The organism is Pseudonocardia ammonioxydans (assembly GCF_900115005.1).
In the GTDB taxonomy this organism is placed as follows: Bacteria; Actinomycetota; Actinomycetes; order Mycobacteriales; family Pseudonocardiaceae; genus Pseudonocardia; species Pseudonocardia ammonioxydans.
Map to the genome: position 1 here is coordinate 1 of NZ_FOUY01000023.1, position 15,020 is coordinate 15,020.

A 15,020-nucleotide genomic window follows, 5' to 3' on the forward strand; every position below is an offset into this window, starting at 1 on the left:
GCCGACCCCGCACCGATTCTCATCCTTCAAGGCGGCCAGCGGTAGCGGCCATGGGGTCTCTGACCGCGAAAACCACTCACGGGCGGCGGAGCCGCAGGAAGGGGTGTGATCGGTGGAGGCTGTACGCGTGGAGCCGGCCAGCCGGTCGACGCACGCCGCCGAACCCGGTCTCCCCGGGGCCGCGGCCGGGCACCACTCCCCCGTGGTCTCCCCGGACGGGGCCCGGCTGGCCTGGATCTCCGATCTTCCCGGGCGGCCGCGGGTGCACGTCGCACCGCTGCCCGCCGCCGGACCGGTGGACCTCGAGCGGGCCGTCGTGCTGGGCACCGGCGACGCGGGCGGGCCCCAGCCGGACGTCACCGCGCTGTCCTGGTCACCGGACGGGGGCCGGATCGCCGTCCAGATCGCACCGTGCGGCGGTGACCGCACCCGGGTCGTGCTGCTCGACCCGGCCGGCGGGCCGCCGGAGGAGATCGCCCCGGCCGCCGTCGCGGTGACGCTGGGCGCCTGGTCGCCCACCGGCGGACGGCTCGGCGTCACGATCCACACCGACACCGGCGACCCCGCCTCCGACGACTACGGGGCCGGCACCGCCTGCCTGTTCGACGTCCGCGACGGCACCTCGGTCATGCTCGGGACCGGGCAGTCCCCGGTCGTCCAGGCGATCTCCGGCGACGGCCGCCGCGTCGTGCTGCGCACCGGCCGGCGTGGCGAGCGCGTGCTGGAGCTGCTGGACCTGCGCACCGGTGCCCGGGACCGGATCGCCGGCGGTCCGGCCGGCGCGATGACCGCGACCGCCCGGTTCGGCGCCGTGCCCGGTACGCTGTGGGTGCACACCGACGCCGACCGGGAGCACGCGGCGCTGCTCGCGGTCGCCCTCGGCCCGGCCGCCGACCACCGGATCGCACCGGCCCGCCCGGTCGCCGTGCGCTCCGGCGCCGACCTCGACGCCGTCGCCCTCGACCCCGCCGGGCCCCGGGCGGCGCTGGTGTGGAACGCGGGCGGCCGCAGCGAGGTGGAGATCGCCGACCTGCGCGGCGGGCGCACCCAGCGGGTACCGACCCCGTGCGACGTCGTCGGGAACGTGACCTTCGACCGCGACGGCACCTCCCTGCTGGTCGCCGGGCACGGGCCGGGAGTCCCGCCGCACGTCCTGCGGGTCCCGTTCGGCGGTGGGCCGGCCGTGCCGCTGCTCGGCGGGGCGCCCGTCCCGCCGGCCCCGCCACGCCCGGAGCGCGTCACCTTCCCCGCGGAGGACGGGCTGCGGCTCGGCGGCTGGCTGCACCGGCCGCAGGCACCCACCGGGGCCGGGTTCGTGTGGCTGCACGGCGGACCGGAGTCCGAGGAGCGCCCGGGCTGGGCTCCGCTGCTGCACGAACTGGTCGCGCGCGGCGTCACCGTGCTGACCCCGAACGTGCGCGGGTCGTCCGGGCGCGGTCGGGCGTTCGCCGCGCTCGACGACGTCGACCGGCGCCCGTCGTCGATCACCGACGTGCGGGCGGCGACCCGGCTGCTCGCGAGCGTGCCGGGCGTCGACCCGCGCCGGGTCGTCGTCGGCGGCCGGTCCTACGGCGGCTTCCTGACCCTGGCCGCGCTGACCCGCTTCCCCGAGCTCTACGCGGGCGGCGTGGACATCTGCGGGATGTCCGACATGGTGGCGTTCTACACCGGAACCGAGCCGTGGGTCGCCGGGCCGGCCCGGAGCGAGTACGGCGACCCGCGCACCGACGTCGCGCTGCTCGAGGAGCTCTCGCCGCTGCCCGCGGCCGGGCGGATCGGCGCGCCGCTGCTCCTGGTGCACGGCGAGCACGACACCAACGTGCCGTTCGACCAGTCGCTGGCGATCCACGCGGCGCTCGACGGCCGGGGTGCACCGGTGGAGCTGCTCCGGCTGCCCGAGGAGGGCCACGAGGTGCACGACCGGCACACCCGCGCCCGGGCGAACGGCCGGATCGTCGACTGGGTGACCGGGGTGTCGGTCAGGCCTGGCTGAACGACTGCAGGATCTCCTGGCCCTGGTCGTTCGTGCCGACGACGAACCGGTAGTTCTCCCTGCTCTCCGAGCCGTCGTTGTTCATGAACACGATCGTCGCCGTCACCGTGTTCGGCCCCGCGTTGCGCAGGTTCTCGGCATAGACCACCCGCATCTGGCTGTAGAAGCTGCGGAACTGGTCGATGCCGCCGGAGGCGTCCTGGGCCTGCGGGCTGAGCTTCGCGAACGCGCCGTCGATGTCGCCGGGCAGCATCCGGTAGTAGTTCTGCACGAACGACACCGGGTCCTGCACCTCGCCCGTGCCGGTCGTCGGCGTGGGCGTCGGGGTGGGGGTGGTCGTCGTCGGAGGTGCCGTCGTCGCCGGGGCCTGGGTGGTCGGCGGCGCGGCGACCGGGGGTGCCGGCGGTGCCGACTGGCTACTGAGGACGCCGAAGGCGACCCCGCCGCCGACGACGAGCAGCGCGGCCACCACGGCCAGGACGACCGGCAGCCGCTTGCGCCCCCCGCCCCCGCGCCGGCGGTTCCCGCCACCCGGGATGACCTGCGGGGCCGGGACGGCCGGTGCGTCGACGACCGTGCCGCCGTTCTCCGCCGGGGCCGGCGCACCGCTGTCGGAGGTGTCCATGACCGCGGTCGCCGACGACGGCGTCGCGAGCCCGGCGACCGACTGCCCGGCGGCGACCCGGGCCAGCGCGTCGCGGGCCTGGGCGGCGCTGGGCCGCTCCTCCGGGTGGTTGGCGAGCAGGCGGTTCAGCAGTGCGGTCAGCGGGCCCGCCTGCGTCGGCGGGGTGATCGCGCCGGTGGCGACCTTGTGCAGAAGTGCGTAGGCGTTGTCGTCGAGACCGAACGGCGGTTCGCCCTCGACGGAGGCGTACAGGGTGGCGCCGAGTGCGAAGACGTCCGACGCGGCGGTCGGCTCCTGGCCGCGGGCGACCTCCGGCGCCAGGAAGGCCGGCGTCCCGGCGATCACACCGGTCCGGGTGAGCTGGACGTCGTCGACGGCCCGGGACACACCGAAGTCGGTGATCTTGGACCGGCCGTCCTCGGCGAGCAGGATGTTGCCGGGCTTGATGTCGCGGTGCACGACACCCGCCGTGTGCGCCGCGGCCAGCCCGTCCGCGACCTGACGGCCGATCGCCGCCGCCTCGGCCGGGCTCATCGGGCCCTTCTCGGCCAGCACCGCGGCCAGCGACCGCGACGGCAGATACTCCATGACCAGCCAGGGGCGCTCGTCGTGCACGACGACGTCGAACATGCTGATCACGTGGGCGTGCTGCAGCCGGGCACCGATCCGGCCCTCGCGCAGGATCCGCTGGCGGGACTCCTCGACCTGGTCGGACGACGGCAGAGCGGCCGCGAGCAGCTCCTTCACCGCCACCGTGCGGTTCAGCAGCTCGTCCGTACCACGCCAGACGGCACCCATCGCACCGGCACCGATCCGCTCGTCGAGGCGGTAGCGGTTCCCGATCCGGTGGGTGTCGGGGGTGGGCGAGCTCATGGGGTCCAAGGGTAGGGAATCAGGCGCGGGCGACCGGCAGCAGGGCACCGGCCCCGGGCGGCCGGGCGGGGACCGCCGACCCTACGCGCCGGCCCGCCCCTGCTCCACCGTCCGGGCGACCACCCTGGTGATCATGGTCACCGTGGGAGACCGAGTTCGCGGGCGCAGGCGGGCCATGATCCGTAGCCGCCACGGGTGTCGCGGACCTTCGTCGCGATCTCGATCTGCTGTTCCTTCGACGCGCCGTCGGCGGTCGGGGCGAACTGCCCGCCGCCGAACTCGCGCCAGGTCGGCTCGTCGAACTGGAGCCCGCCGTAATAGCCGTTGCCGGTCGAGATCGCCCAGTCGCCGGACGACTCGCACTGCGCCAGGCGGTCCCAGGAGGCGTCGGCGGCGGCCTCCGGCTCGCTCTCCGGCGGCGGAGCAGGTTCCCTCTCCGGAGCCGGAGCCGGGGTCGGGGCCTGCGTCGTCTCCTCCGGCCGGGCCTGCTGCGTGTCCGGCTTCTCCTGCTCGCCGGTGAACGTGCGGTCCGCCGGGTCCGTACCCGACGACGGACCGAGGTGGTCGCTCGTCTCCGGCCGGTCGGCGGTCCCGTCGTCGCCGTTCCCCGATCCGCGGCTCGCCGGCCCGCCGTCCTTCCCGTCGCCGGGTCCGGAGTCGTGGTCGTGGTCGTCCCGGCCGTCGTTCGGCGATCCGTCGTCGGGCCCGCCGTCCGGCGAACCGCCGTCGCGCCCGCCGTTCGACGAACCACCGTCGCGCCCGCCGTTGAACGAACCGCCGTCGGGCCCGCCGTTCGGCGATCCGTCGTCGGGCCGGCCGTTCGAGGAACCGCTGTCGCGCCCGCCGTCCGGCGAACCACCGCTGCCGTTCTCGCGCTCCGGATCGTCGCCGTTGCTCCGGTCGGTGCGACCGGAGCGGTCCTGGCCGGGCCCGCTGCGCCCCTGCCCGGCGCCGGCGGCCGGGGCGTCGTCGAGCCGGCCGACGTCCCCTCCCCCGCTCGAGCCCGCCTGCCCCGGCTGGTCCGGCCCGTCCGTGACCGAGCGCACGAGCTCGGCGATCGTCCCGGCGTCCGGGGAGGCGTACCCGGCGGCCGCGTCGTCGATGACGAGCACCCAGTACTCGGCACCCGGCGCGGGAAACCGGGCGACGCCCTCGCTCGCGAGCTCGGCCAGCTCCAGGACGCGACCGGTCGCCGGCTCCACCCACCACGGCCGCGCGGACGCGCCGTCGAGCAGGTCCAGGTCCAGGACGACCTCGTTCCCGGCCGGGGCGTGCCCCAGCACGTACGACCCGTCCCGGGCGCTCTCGATCCCGACCCGCCGGTCGACGGCGGCGGCCCGGACGGTGAAGGCGCCGTCCCGGTACGGGCTCAGCGCGGTCCGGGCGACGCCCCCGGCCGGCGGGTCGGAGCCGCCGAGCACCGCACCGAGCGCGAGCTCGCCACCGACCACCGCACCGACCGTCAGCAGCGCGGCCCCGAGCACCGAGGCCGACCGGCGTCCCCACCAGATGTCCACGGCCGGGCACTCTGGCGATCACCGCGTCCCAGCACGGCCGGACGGCCGAACCCGTTCACGATCGCGAGCGGTCCGCGCAGGCCCGGCCGGGCCGGGCCCCGGGCCGGGTCCACGGTGTCCCGGGCGCGCGTCAGTAGTCGAAGGACGGGTCCTCGGTACGGGTCCGCTTCAGCTCGAAGAAGTGCGGGTTCTCGGCCATCAGGCGGGCGCCGTCGAACAGCCGACCGGCTTCCTCGCCCTTCGGGACCTTCGAGATGACCGGGCCGAAGAAGGCGACGCCGTCGACGTGGACGGTCGGGGTGCCGACGTCCAGCCCGACCGGGTCCATGCCGCGGTGGTGGCTGGCCCGCAGCTTCTCGTCCCACTCGGTCGAGTGCGCGGCCCCGGCCAGCGACGCCGGCAGGTCGAGCTCCTTGAGCGCGCCCGCGATGACGTCGTCGAAGTCCTTGTTGCCCTGGTTGTGGATCCGCTCCCCGAGCGCGGTGTAGAGCGGCCCGAGGACCTGCTCGCCCTGCTGCTCGGCGGCGGCGATGCACACCCGCACCGGGCCCCAGGCCCGGGTCATCATCTCGGCGTACCCCTCGGGCAGCTCCCGGCCCTCGTTGAGCACCGCGAGGCTCATGACGTTCCAGCTCACCTCGACGTCACGGACCTTCTCCACCTCGAGCACCCAGCGGGAGGTGAGCCAGGCCCAGGGGCACAGTGGGTCGAACCACACATCGACGCGGGCACGCCCGTTACCAGCAGCAGTCGTCATGTCCGGGGCAACGACGGCCCGGTGCCGGAGATTCCGCGAGCCCCGGAGCAGGCCACGTGATTGGATGCCGGACGAGCCCCACCGGAGAGGACCAGACCACCTCCATGACCCCGCCCAACCTGACCCGTGTCCAGGCCGAGGAGCGCGCCGCGCTGCTCGACGTCTCGACCTACGACGTCACGATCGACCTCACCGACGGCGCCGGCGCCCCGTCCGAGCGGACGTTCGCCGTCACCACGACCGTGCGTTTCACCGCCGCCGAGCCGGGCCGGAGCACGTGGATCGAGTGGGTCGGTGACGGCATCACCTCCGCGGTGCTCAACGGCACCGGGCTCGATGCCACGAGCTGGACCGAGGGGGGCGGGCTGACCCTGCCGGACCTCGCCGCCGAGAACGAGCTGACGATCGTCGCGACCGGGCTCTACACCAACACCGGTGAGGGCCTGCACCGCTTCGTCGACCCGGTCGACGGCGCCGTCTACCTCTACTCGCAGTTCGAGACCGCCGACTGCAAGCGGCTGTTCCCCTGCTTCGACCAGCCCGACCTCAAGGCCCGGTACACGATCACCGTGACCGCGCCGGAGGACTGGAAGGTCATCTCCAACGCCCCGGCCGCCGTCGCGTCCGTGGACGGTGCCGCGGTGCACTCCTTCGAACGGACCGAGATCCTCTCGACCTACCTGGTCGCGCTGATCGCCGGGCCGTACGCGAGCTGGCACGACACCTACCGCGACCAGCACGCCGAGATCCCGCTGGGCATCTACTGCCGCGCCTCCCTGGCCCCGCACATGGACCACGAGCGGATCTTCACCGAGACCCGGCAGGGCTTCGACTTCTACCACCGCAACTTCGGGGTCACCTACCCCTTCGGCAAGTACGACCAGCTGTTCGTGCCGGAGTTCAACGCGGGCGCCATGGAGAACGCCGGCGCGATCACGTTCCTGGAGGACTACGTCTTCCGGTCGCGGGTCACCCGCACGCTCTACGAGCGGCGCGCCGAGACGATCCTGCACGAGATGGCGCACATGTGGTTCGGCGACCTCGTGACCATGCGCTGGTGGGACGACCTGTGGCTGAACGAGTCGTTCGCGACCTGGGCGTCGGTGCTCTGCCAGGCCGAGGCGACCGAGTACACCGGGGCCTGGACGACGTTCGCGAACCTGGAGAAGTCCTGGGCCTACCGGCAGGACCAGCTGCCCTCGACGCACCCGATCGCCGCGGACATCCCGGACCTGCAGGCCGTCGAGGTCAACTTCGACGGCATCACCTACGCCAAGGGCGCGTCGGTGCTCAAGCAGCTCGTGGCCTACGTCGGCCTGGAGCCGTTCCTGGCCGGGCTGCGCGACTACTTCGCCACCCACGCCTGGGGCAACGCGACGTTCGACGACCTGCTGGGCGCGCTGGAGTCCTCCTCCGGGCGGGACCTGTCCGGCTGGGGTGCGCAGTGGCTGCGCACCACCGGGCTGAACCTGCTGCGCCCGTCGTTCGCCGTGGACGAGGCCGGCAAGTTCACCTCGTTCGACGTCGTTCAGGGCGGCGCCCGGCCGGGCGCGGGCGAGCTGCGCACCCACCGCATCGCGGTCGGGGTCTACGACGACGACCCGGCCACCGGCAAGCTGGTACGGACCCACCGGGTCGAGCTGGACCTGTCCGGCGAGCGGACCCCGGTCCCGGAGCTGGTCGGGCTGCCGCGCGGCAAGCTGGTGCTGGTCAACGACGACGACCTCACCTACTGCGCGCTGCGCCTCGACCCGGGCTCGCTGGCCACCCTCGTCGACCGGATCGGCGACATCGCCGAGCCGCTGCCGCGCACACTGTGCTGGTCCTCGGCGTGGGAGATGACCCGCGAGGCCGAGCTGAAGGCCCGCGACTTCGTGACGCTGGTCGCCGGCGGGTTCGACACCGAGACCGAGATCGGGGTCGTGCAGCGGCTGCTGATGCAGGCCCAGACGGCGACGGCGTCGTACTGCACGCCGGAGTGGGCGTCCGGACGCGGCTGGCCGCTGCTGACCGACGCGCTGCGGTTCCGCCTGGACAGCGCGCCGGCCGGGTCGGACGTGCAGCTGGCGGTGGTGAACGCCCTCGCCGCGTCGGTGCTGCCCGAGGTCACCCTCGAGGCGATGAAGGGCTGGCTGCTCGACGTGAAGGTCCCGGCGGGGCTGACCGTCGACACCGACCTGCGCTGGCGGCTGCTGCACGCGCTGGTAGCCCACGGGCACGCCGGCGAGACCGAGATCGCCGAGGAGGAACAGCGCGACCCGACCTCGACCGGCGCCCGCCAGGCCGAGCGGGCCCGCGCGCTGATCCCGTCCGCCGAGGCCAAGGAACGGGCCTGGCAGCGGGCCGTGCACGACGACAGCCTGCCGAACGCGATGAACGAGGCGGCCATCGCCGGCTTCTCCCACCCCGCCCAGCGGGACCTGCTGGGCGGCTACGTCGAGCGGTACTTCGCCGAGATCCGCGGCGTGTGGGAGCGGCGGACCTCGGAACTGGCGCAGAACGTGGTGGTCGGGCTGTTCCCGTCCTGGGCCGTGGAACAGTCGACGGTGGACGCCGCCGACGCCTGGCTGGCCGACGACTCCACGCCGGCCGCGCTGCGCCGGCTGGTCACCGAGGGCCGGGCCGGCATCGTCCGGGCGCTGGCCGCCCGGGAGTTCGACGCACAGCCGACCCCGAGCACGCCGGGCGAGGCCACCGCCGTCGAGCAGCCGTAGCCCCCCGCACACGCCGGTGCCCCGGGAGCGTCGCTCCCGGGGCACCGGTGTGTTCGCTCAGTGGCGCCGCAGCAGCCGCGCCAGCGGGTTCCGCCGGGGACGGTCGGCGTCGGCGGGGCGGAAGGAGCCGCAGGCCCGCGCGCCGCAGGCACCGCAGTCGGTGCCCGCCCGATAGTGGTCGTGCATGTCCTCCGGGTGCCCGCAGGCACACAGCCGCACGCCCGGGGCGGCCGGCGGCAACGGGGTGACCGGCTCGGCCGGGGTCCGCTGCTGCGGGATCGCGGGGGCTGTCGTGGGGGTGGGCTCGACGGCGGGCAGTCCGGTCGGCGGTGTGAGCACCGCGGCGGAGGGGGTCGAGGGGTGCGACGCGGGCCGGCGTCCGTGCGGACCCGGGCCGGTTGCATCGTCGTGCGGATGCGCCATGGTGACCTCCTTCGTACGGACGGCGGCCCGGCACCGTCGTCGCAGACGATGCCGTCGCGTGCCGTCGCGGCACCCAGTATGCGAGCACCACGCGCTCCAGGAAAGTGACCAGATACCCGATACGTCGCCCTCGGTGGAGAATTCGCTGGTCACGACCAGGCGGCGAACCCGATCAGGTGACAGCCGGCAGGGTGAGTACGGCCAGGCAGCCTCGCGGATCGTGCGCCGTCCGGAGGACGAGGTCGCCCCCGTGCTCCTGCGCCAGTTGCGCGCTGATGTGCAGCCCGAGCCCGGAGCCCCCGGCCGCCTCGTCGTGCACGCCCCGCGCGATCTCCAGGGTGTCGCGTCCCCCGGGCAGCCCCGGGCCCGAGTCGCGGACCTCGACCGCGACATAACCGGGGGTCGGCGCCGTGCGGCCCCGGACCTCGACCGGTGCCCCCGGGGCGTGCCGGTCGCAGTTGGCGAGCAGGTTGGTCACGATCTGGCGGGTCACCGACTCCGGGACCGCGACGACCGGCAGGTCCTCCTCGACGTCGAGGGTGATCTCCTGGCGCGAGCGCAGGCTGACCAGCTGGCGCAGCACGACGTCGACCCGGTGCTCGCGGCCGTTCCCCGAGCGCAGGTCCGGCCCGGCCGGCGTGAACGCCGGCCCCAGGTCCAGCAGCGCGGCGTCCCGCTCGTCGATCATCGGGTCCGGCGGGTCGCCGTCGTCGTGGTCCCCGACGAGCCCGCCCGCCGGGTCCTCGAGCATCGTGCGCAGCCGCCCGAGCTCGGCCAGCACGGCGTCGCGGAGCTGGTCGGTCCGCTCGTCGCCGCCGCCGTGCGAGAGCAGGTAGGCCGCCCCGGCGAGGCCGGCGAGGCCGTTGCGCAGCTCGTGGTCACGCTCGGCGGCCTGCCCGGCGGCCCGTTCCAGCAGCCGGGTCGCGTCGCCCACCGTCTCCAGCAGCCGGTCGTAGTCGTCCTGCAGGTCGCTGACCGCACGCAGCGCGATCGCCAGCAGCGCCGACAGCACCACCGCCATGCCGAGGATCCGCAGCGACGGGTACACCAGCCCGGTCTGCGGATCGCCCGGGACGACGACCCGGTACAGCTGGGACACCGCGATCACCAGCAGCCCGACACCGACCCGCGACCGCACCCGGCTCTGCCTGCGGTATCCGTCCAGCAGGAACAGCACTGCGACGGTCGCCCAGCCGACCTGGACCAGGACCGACGCCAGCGGCGTCTGCTCCAACGCCTCGGTGAGGGCGTTCTCCCCCAGGCTGAACGCCAGCGCACCGGCCACCAGGGCGACCACGAACAGGACCCAGCCGCCCCAGGCCCCCAGGGCGGCCGGCGGGCGCAGCGCGGCCAGCAGGATGACCATCCCGACCGCGAGCATCGAGAGCACGGCCAGCCGGGGCACCCCGGCCGGCTCGCGGGCCTGGATGACCAGCGCGGACAGCGGCAGCACGATCACGGCGTAGAGCAGCAGCGCCGCCCCGAACCAGGACGGTCGCGGGTCCCCGGTCAGCCGCCCGGTGACCAGCGCGACGATCGCGGCGGCCGAGCCGACCGCGGCCGCGGCCAGGGTGAGCAGCGAGGTCGCGGAAGCGACGTCGATCCGGCCGGTGACGACCGCGGGACGCGTGAGGGCGACGACGAGCACGCCCAGGGTCAGGACGACGAGGAGATCCGCCAGGTGTCCGGCGACGAACCGCGCACGGCGGTGCCGGCCGAGCACACCGCTGAAACTGCCGGCGGCCACGCTGCCCCTTTCACATCCTCCGGGATCCGACCACGGATCAGATTCCCGCAGCCTTCCGGTACAGCGCCACCGCTTCGAGCTGGGACCCGACCTCGAGCTTGGTCAGGACCGCCCGGATCTGGGTCCGGACCGTCGCGAGCGAGACCACGAAGTGATCGGCGACGGCCTGCGCACGCTTGCCGCCGGCGAGCAACGCGAGTACCTCACGCTCGCGCTGCGTGAGCTTACCGAGCTTGTCGTGGAGGTCGCGGCGCTCGGTCTCGCGGTCGCGGTAGAGCGCGATGAACTGCTCCCGGCGCCCCGGCGGCATCACCGAGCGGCCCGCCCTGGCCTCCCGGATCGCGTTGAGCAGGGCGGGGAAGGGGGCGTTCTTGGGGACGAACACGAACCCGCCCGCGTCGAGCGCGGCCCCGACCCGGCCGGCGTCGGAGCTGCCGGAGAGGATCACGACCCGCCAGCCGAGCTCCACGAGCGGGCCGACGAGCCGGACGCCGTCGATCCGGTTGCCGTCCGGGTCCCGGCCGAGATCCAGGTCGAGGACGATCATCCCCGGTGCGCTGCGGCGGGCGTGCTCGAGCACGCCCGCCGCGGTGCGGACCGGCTGGAAGGTGGCGTCCTCACCCTCGGCGCGCAGGTTCAGCGCGAGCGCCGAGCCGACCAGCTCGTGGTCGTCGATGATCAGGATCGGGCTCGGGGCGGACATCAGGGGATCGCCCTCGCAGAACGCGACATGGGGACACCTTAGAGGCGTTCGTCCGTTCGTAGTGCGATCCCCGGGGCCGGGCGCGCTGCGGGCACACCCGGTGCGCGGTGGCGCCGCCGGTCAGGGGCGGTTGCCGGCCTGATCGGCGAGCATCCGCAAACCTGAGAGCATGCCGCCGAACAGGTCCCCCTCCTTGAAGGAGGCGACCATGCTCATCAGCGCGAGCTTCGCGCCCCGGTCCGGCAGGCGGACCTTCGCCTCGGCACCGGTCACGATCTCCAGCTGGCGCTGCTCGGGGCTGACGGCGACGAGGACGGCCTCGTCGAAGCCCTCGATCCGCCCGTGCAGGTCCACGGCGCTCTTCCGCGCGTCGGCACCCAGGTCACCCAGGTAGAGCGCGAACCGCAGCCCGGTCTCCCGGCTGGTCAGGGTCAGCGCGTCGTCCAGGCGGGTGAGCTGGACCGGGGTGAACGGCTGATCGGAGAGCTTGGGCTCCACGAACTGCTCGGCTGTCGACAGACGCCCCGAGGACGTCACCACCGAGCCCTCGGGCAGCTCGTCCTCGTTGCCCTCGAAGACGGCGACGCCGCTACCACTTGCCACCGGTACCTCCTCGCGCGTCACTGCCGTCGGCCGGGGCGTGGGCCGCGTGGTGCGCGGCGCCGGCCGGGTTGGCGATCCAGAACAGGGGCTCGTAGGGCCACGGGTCACCCGCGTTGTAGCGGGGGCGGGCGCTCCGGTTCCGCACCGCGATCCAGCCCCAGATCGCGAAGTACAGGACAGCCGGCGCGACCACGAAGACCAGCAGGGTTTCGACGACGGTCACGGGGCCCGAACCTAGCCGATGGCTCCACCGGGCACCTGCTCAGGTGTCCGATCCGACAGCCGCCCGGACCGGATGGCCCGCAACAGCGCAGCGTGATCGGCCTCGGTCTGGTCGGCGTAGGCCCGGGCGAAGGTGCACAGGGCGTCGGCGACCTTGCCGCCCTTGCCCAGGTAACCCGCGATCATGGAGGCGCCGGAGGTGCGGGCGTGCCCCTTGGCGAGCAGCTTCCCGCAGATGTCGGCGTAGTCCGCCAGCGCGGGCGCGTCCAGCGTGTCCGGCACGATGGCGCCCTTCATGTCGCGGAACTGGCGCACGTAGTACTGACGTCCGGCCACCGTCGTCCACCCCAGCAGCGGGTCGGACACGGTCTGCAGCGCCTGCTGGTACTCGACGACGCGCTGGCCCTGGTGGGCGTGCCAGGCCTCGTCGCCGTGGACGTAGGGTGCCACGACCGAGCGCCGGGCCTGCTTGAGCTGCAGGAACAGCACGTCGTCCGGGCTGGACCCCTCGCACAGCACGAGGTACGCGCGCAGCCCGACCGAGCCGACGCCGACGACTTTGTGGGCCACGTCGGTGGCGTGGTAGCCGCCGAGGATCCGCGCCCAGTGCGACGGCAGCGTGGCGAGGTAGTCGTCGAGCGCGGCGAGGATGCGCTCGGTGCGTTCGTCGTCGGGGTGGGCGATCAGCGGCGGCTCGGTGACGATCCGGCGCTCGCCGCCCTCGTCGGTGACGAAGCGGGGCAGCGCCCGGTCCGAGGTCCGTCGGCGCGCCCGCTGGGCGGCCTTGTCGATCGCGCGGCGCGCCGTCTTGTGGTCGGCGTCGGCGCGCAGCGTGTCGACGTTCATGACGTCGAACGAGCGGGCCAGCAGCGGCTGCTCGGCCAGCGTCCACAGGTGCTCGGCGTAGGCGTGCGCGCAGCGGGCGACGGCCTCCCCGCACTGCTGCTCGGACGCCCCGGAGTCCCGTCCGGCCACCCAGGTGGAGGCGACCAGCCGGCGCAGGTCCCACTCCCAGGCCCCGGGGTGGGCCTCGTCGAAGTCGTTGAGGTCGAACACGAGCGCACGCTCGGGCGAGGCGTAGAAGCCGAAGTTGCCGAGGTGGGCGTCGCCGCAGATGATCGGGCGGATGCCGGTCGCGGGCAGCACGGCGGAGTCGGCCGCGTGCAGGGCGGCCGCGCCCCGCAGGAACGCGTGCGGCGAGGTGCTCATCCGCTGGATCCGCAGCGGGATCAGCTCGGTGACCCGGCCCGCGTTGGTCGCCTCGACCAGGTCGACCGGGTCGACCCGGCGCAGCGCGGGCGACCACGTCGCCAGTGACGAGCGCGGCGCGGTGGCCCGCAGGTCCTTGCCGACCCGGTAGCGCTCGGCACGCGGGGTCGAACGCCGGTGCAGCGAGCCGAAGGCGCCCCGGTCCGAGCCGGCGAGCACGGGGTGCGTGGTCACGTGCCCGTTCCTACACGCCCGGGGCGTGGTTCCGCGCGGTGGGTCACCCCGTTCAGACGTTGCGGCGCCCGAGCGCGCGGTAGGTCCACCCGGCCGCCTCCCAGGTCTCGCGGTCGAGCGCGTTGCGCCCGTCGAGCACCCGCCGGGTCCGCACGTGCCGCCCGAACGCGGCCGGGTCCAGCTGCTTGTAGAGCTTCCACTCCGTCAGCAGCAGGACGGCGTCGGCGTTCTCGGCGGCCTCCTCCGGCGTCTCGACGAAGTCGAGCTGGGACCAGTGCTTGCGCACGTTGTCCCCCGCCTGCGGATCGGTGACCCGCACGGTGGCGCCCTGCAGCTGCAGCTGCGCGGCCACGTTGAGCGCCGGGGAGTCCCGGATGTCGTCGGAGTCCGGCTTGAACGCCGCCCCCAGCACCGCGATCCGCTTGCCGAGCAGCGAGTCGTCACACACCTGCCGGGCGAGCTCGACCATCCGGATCCGGCGCCGCATGTTGATGTTGTCGACCTCGCGCAGGAACGTCAGCGCCTGGTCGGCCCCCAGCTCGCCGGCCCGGGCCATGAAGGCCCGGATGTCCTTGGGCAGGCAACCGCCGCCGAAGCCGAGGCCGGCGTTGAGGAACTTGCGGCCGATCCGGTCGTCGTGCCCGATCGCGTCGGCGAGCTGCTTGACGTCGGCGCCGGTCGCCTCGCACAGCTCGGCCATCGCGTTGATGAACGAGATCTTGGTGGCCAGGAACGAGTTCGCCGCGGTCTTGACCATCTCGGCGGTCGCGTAGTCGGTGACGACCTTCGGGGTGTCCTCGGCGACGATCCGTGCGTAGACGCGGTCGAGCCGGTCCGCGGCCCACTCCCCCGCGGCACCGTCGGGGATGCCGTAGACCAGCCGGTCGGGATGCAGCGTGTCCTGCACGGCGAAGCCCTCGCGCAGGAACTCCGGGTTCCACGCCAGGACCGCATCGGGCACCCGCTCGGCGACGAGCTCGGCCAGCCGCGCCGCCGTCCCCACCGGGACGGTCGACTTGCCCGCCACCAGCTCCCCCGGGCCCAGCACGTCCAGCAGGGCCGCCGTCGCCGACTCCACGTAGGTCAGGTCGGCGGCGTACTCACCGCGCCGCTGCGGGGTGCCGACGCACAGGAAGTGCACCGCCGCCCCGCGGGCCGCGGTGATGTCCGAGGAGAACGTCAGCCGGCCGGAGTCCAGCGACCGCCGCAGCAGCTCGGAGAACCCCGGCTCGAAGAACGGGACCCGCCCGGCCGCGAGGGCCTCGGCCTTCTCGACGTCGACCTCGATGCCGACCACCTCGTGGCCGAGCTCGGCCATCGACGCCGCGTGCACCGCGCCGAGATAGCCGCAGCCGATGACCGAGAGCTTCAGCGGCTGGTTGCTGTCCGACATGGGCGGA

At 74.2% G+C, this 15,020-nt stretch carries 12 protein-coding genes; 2 read left to right on the plus strand and 10 right to left on the minus strand.

Annotated elements, in window-relative coordinates; genetic code table 11:
• Positions 1–112: 112 nt before the first annotated feature.
• The gene (locus BM093_RS20905) at positions 113–1,993 is read left to right on the plus strand and encodes a S9 family peptidase (protein WP_143105455.1); all 1,881 of its coding nucleotides are present in this window, start codon (positions 113–115) and stop codon (positions 1,991–1,993) included.
• Here BM093_RS20905 and BM093_RS20910 read toward each other — a convergent pair.
• From BM093_RS20910 to BM093_RS20920, 3 genes are all read right to left on the minus strand, one after another.
• Entirely contained in the window at positions 1,980–3,491 is a 1,512-nt protein-coding gene (locus BM093_RS20910; RefSeq protein WP_093347370.1) for a serine/threonine-protein kinase, read from the minus strand. The genes BM093_RS20905 and BM093_RS20910 overlap by 14 nt on opposite strands.
• A gap of 137 nt (positions 3,492–3,628) precedes the next feature.
• A complete protein-coding gene (locus tag BM093_RS20915) occupies positions 3,629–5,008 on the minus strand; it encodes a transglycosylase family protein (RefSeq protein ID WP_143105456.1) in 1,380 nt (459 codons plus the stop codon).
• A gap of 130 nt (positions 5,009–5,138) precedes the next feature.
• On the minus strand, positions 5,139–5,765 hold the full coding sequence (locus tag BM093_RS20920) for a mycothiol-dependent nitroreductase Rv2466c family protein (RefSeq protein ID WP_093347374.1): 627 nt from the start codon (positions 5,763–5,765) through the stop codon (positions 5,139–5,141).
• Positions 5,766–5,869: 104 nt separating this feature from the next.
• Between BM093_RS20920 and pepN the strand changes: the two genes are divergently transcribed.
• The gene (gene pepN / locus BM093_RS20925) at positions 5,870–8,479 is read left to right on the plus strand and encodes an aminopeptidase N (RefSeq protein ID WP_093347379.1); all 2,610 of its coding nucleotides are present in this window, start codon (positions 5,870–5,872) and stop codon (positions 8,477–8,479) included.
• 57 nt (positions 8,480–8,536) lie between these two features.
• Here pepN and BM093_RS36705 read toward each other — a convergent pair whose 3' ends face one another.
• The 7 genes from BM093_RS36705 to BM093_RS20960 form a co-directional block, all read right to left on the minus strand.
• Positions 8,537–8,902, minus strand: coding sequence for a hypothetical protein (locus tag BM093_RS36705; protein ID WP_093347383.1), 366 nt, complete (start codon positions 8,900–8,902; stop codon positions 8,537–8,539).
• A 172-nt stretch (positions 8,903–9,074) separates the two neighbouring features.
• A complete protein-coding gene (locus BM093_RS20935; RefSeq protein ID WP_093347387.1) occupies positions 9,075–10,649 on the minus strand; it encodes a sensor histidine kinase in 1,575 nt (524 codons plus the stop codon).
• Between the two features lie 37 nt (positions 10,650–10,686).
• Positions 10,687–11,352 (minus strand): LuxR C-terminal-related transcriptional regulator, encoded by a 666-nt coding sequence (locus tag BM093_RS20940; protein ID WP_093347390.1) that lies wholly within the window; start codon positions 11,350–11,352, stop codon positions 10,687–10,689.
• Between the two features lie 120 nt (positions 11,353–11,472).
• Entirely contained in the window at positions 11,473–11,955 is a 483-nt protein-coding gene (locus BM093_RS20945; protein ID WP_093347395.1) for a DUF5130 family protein, read from the minus strand.
• Positions 11,942–12,178, minus strand: coding sequence for an aa3-type cytochrome oxidase subunit CtaJ (ctaJ, locus tag BM093_RS20950; RefSeq protein WP_093347399.1), 237 nt, complete (start codon positions 12,176–12,178; stop codon positions 11,942–11,944). Before ctaJ ends, BM093_RS20945 begins: the two co-directional genes overlap by 14 nt.
• Before the next feature lie 11 nt (positions 12,179–12,189).
• A complete protein-coding gene (locus tag BM093_RS20955) occupies positions 12,190–13,620 on the minus strand; it encodes a DUF2252 domain-containing protein (RefSeq protein ID WP_245773673.1) in 1,431 nt (476 codons plus the stop codon).
• A gap of 52 nt (positions 13,621–13,672) precedes the next feature.
• Positions 13,673–15,013, minus strand: a complete 1,341-nt coding sequence (locus BM093_RS20960) for a UDP-glucose dehydrogenase family protein (protein ID WP_218162857.1) — start codon at positions 15,011–15,013, stop codon at positions 13,673–13,675.
• Positions 15,014–15,020: the final 7 nt, after the last annotated feature.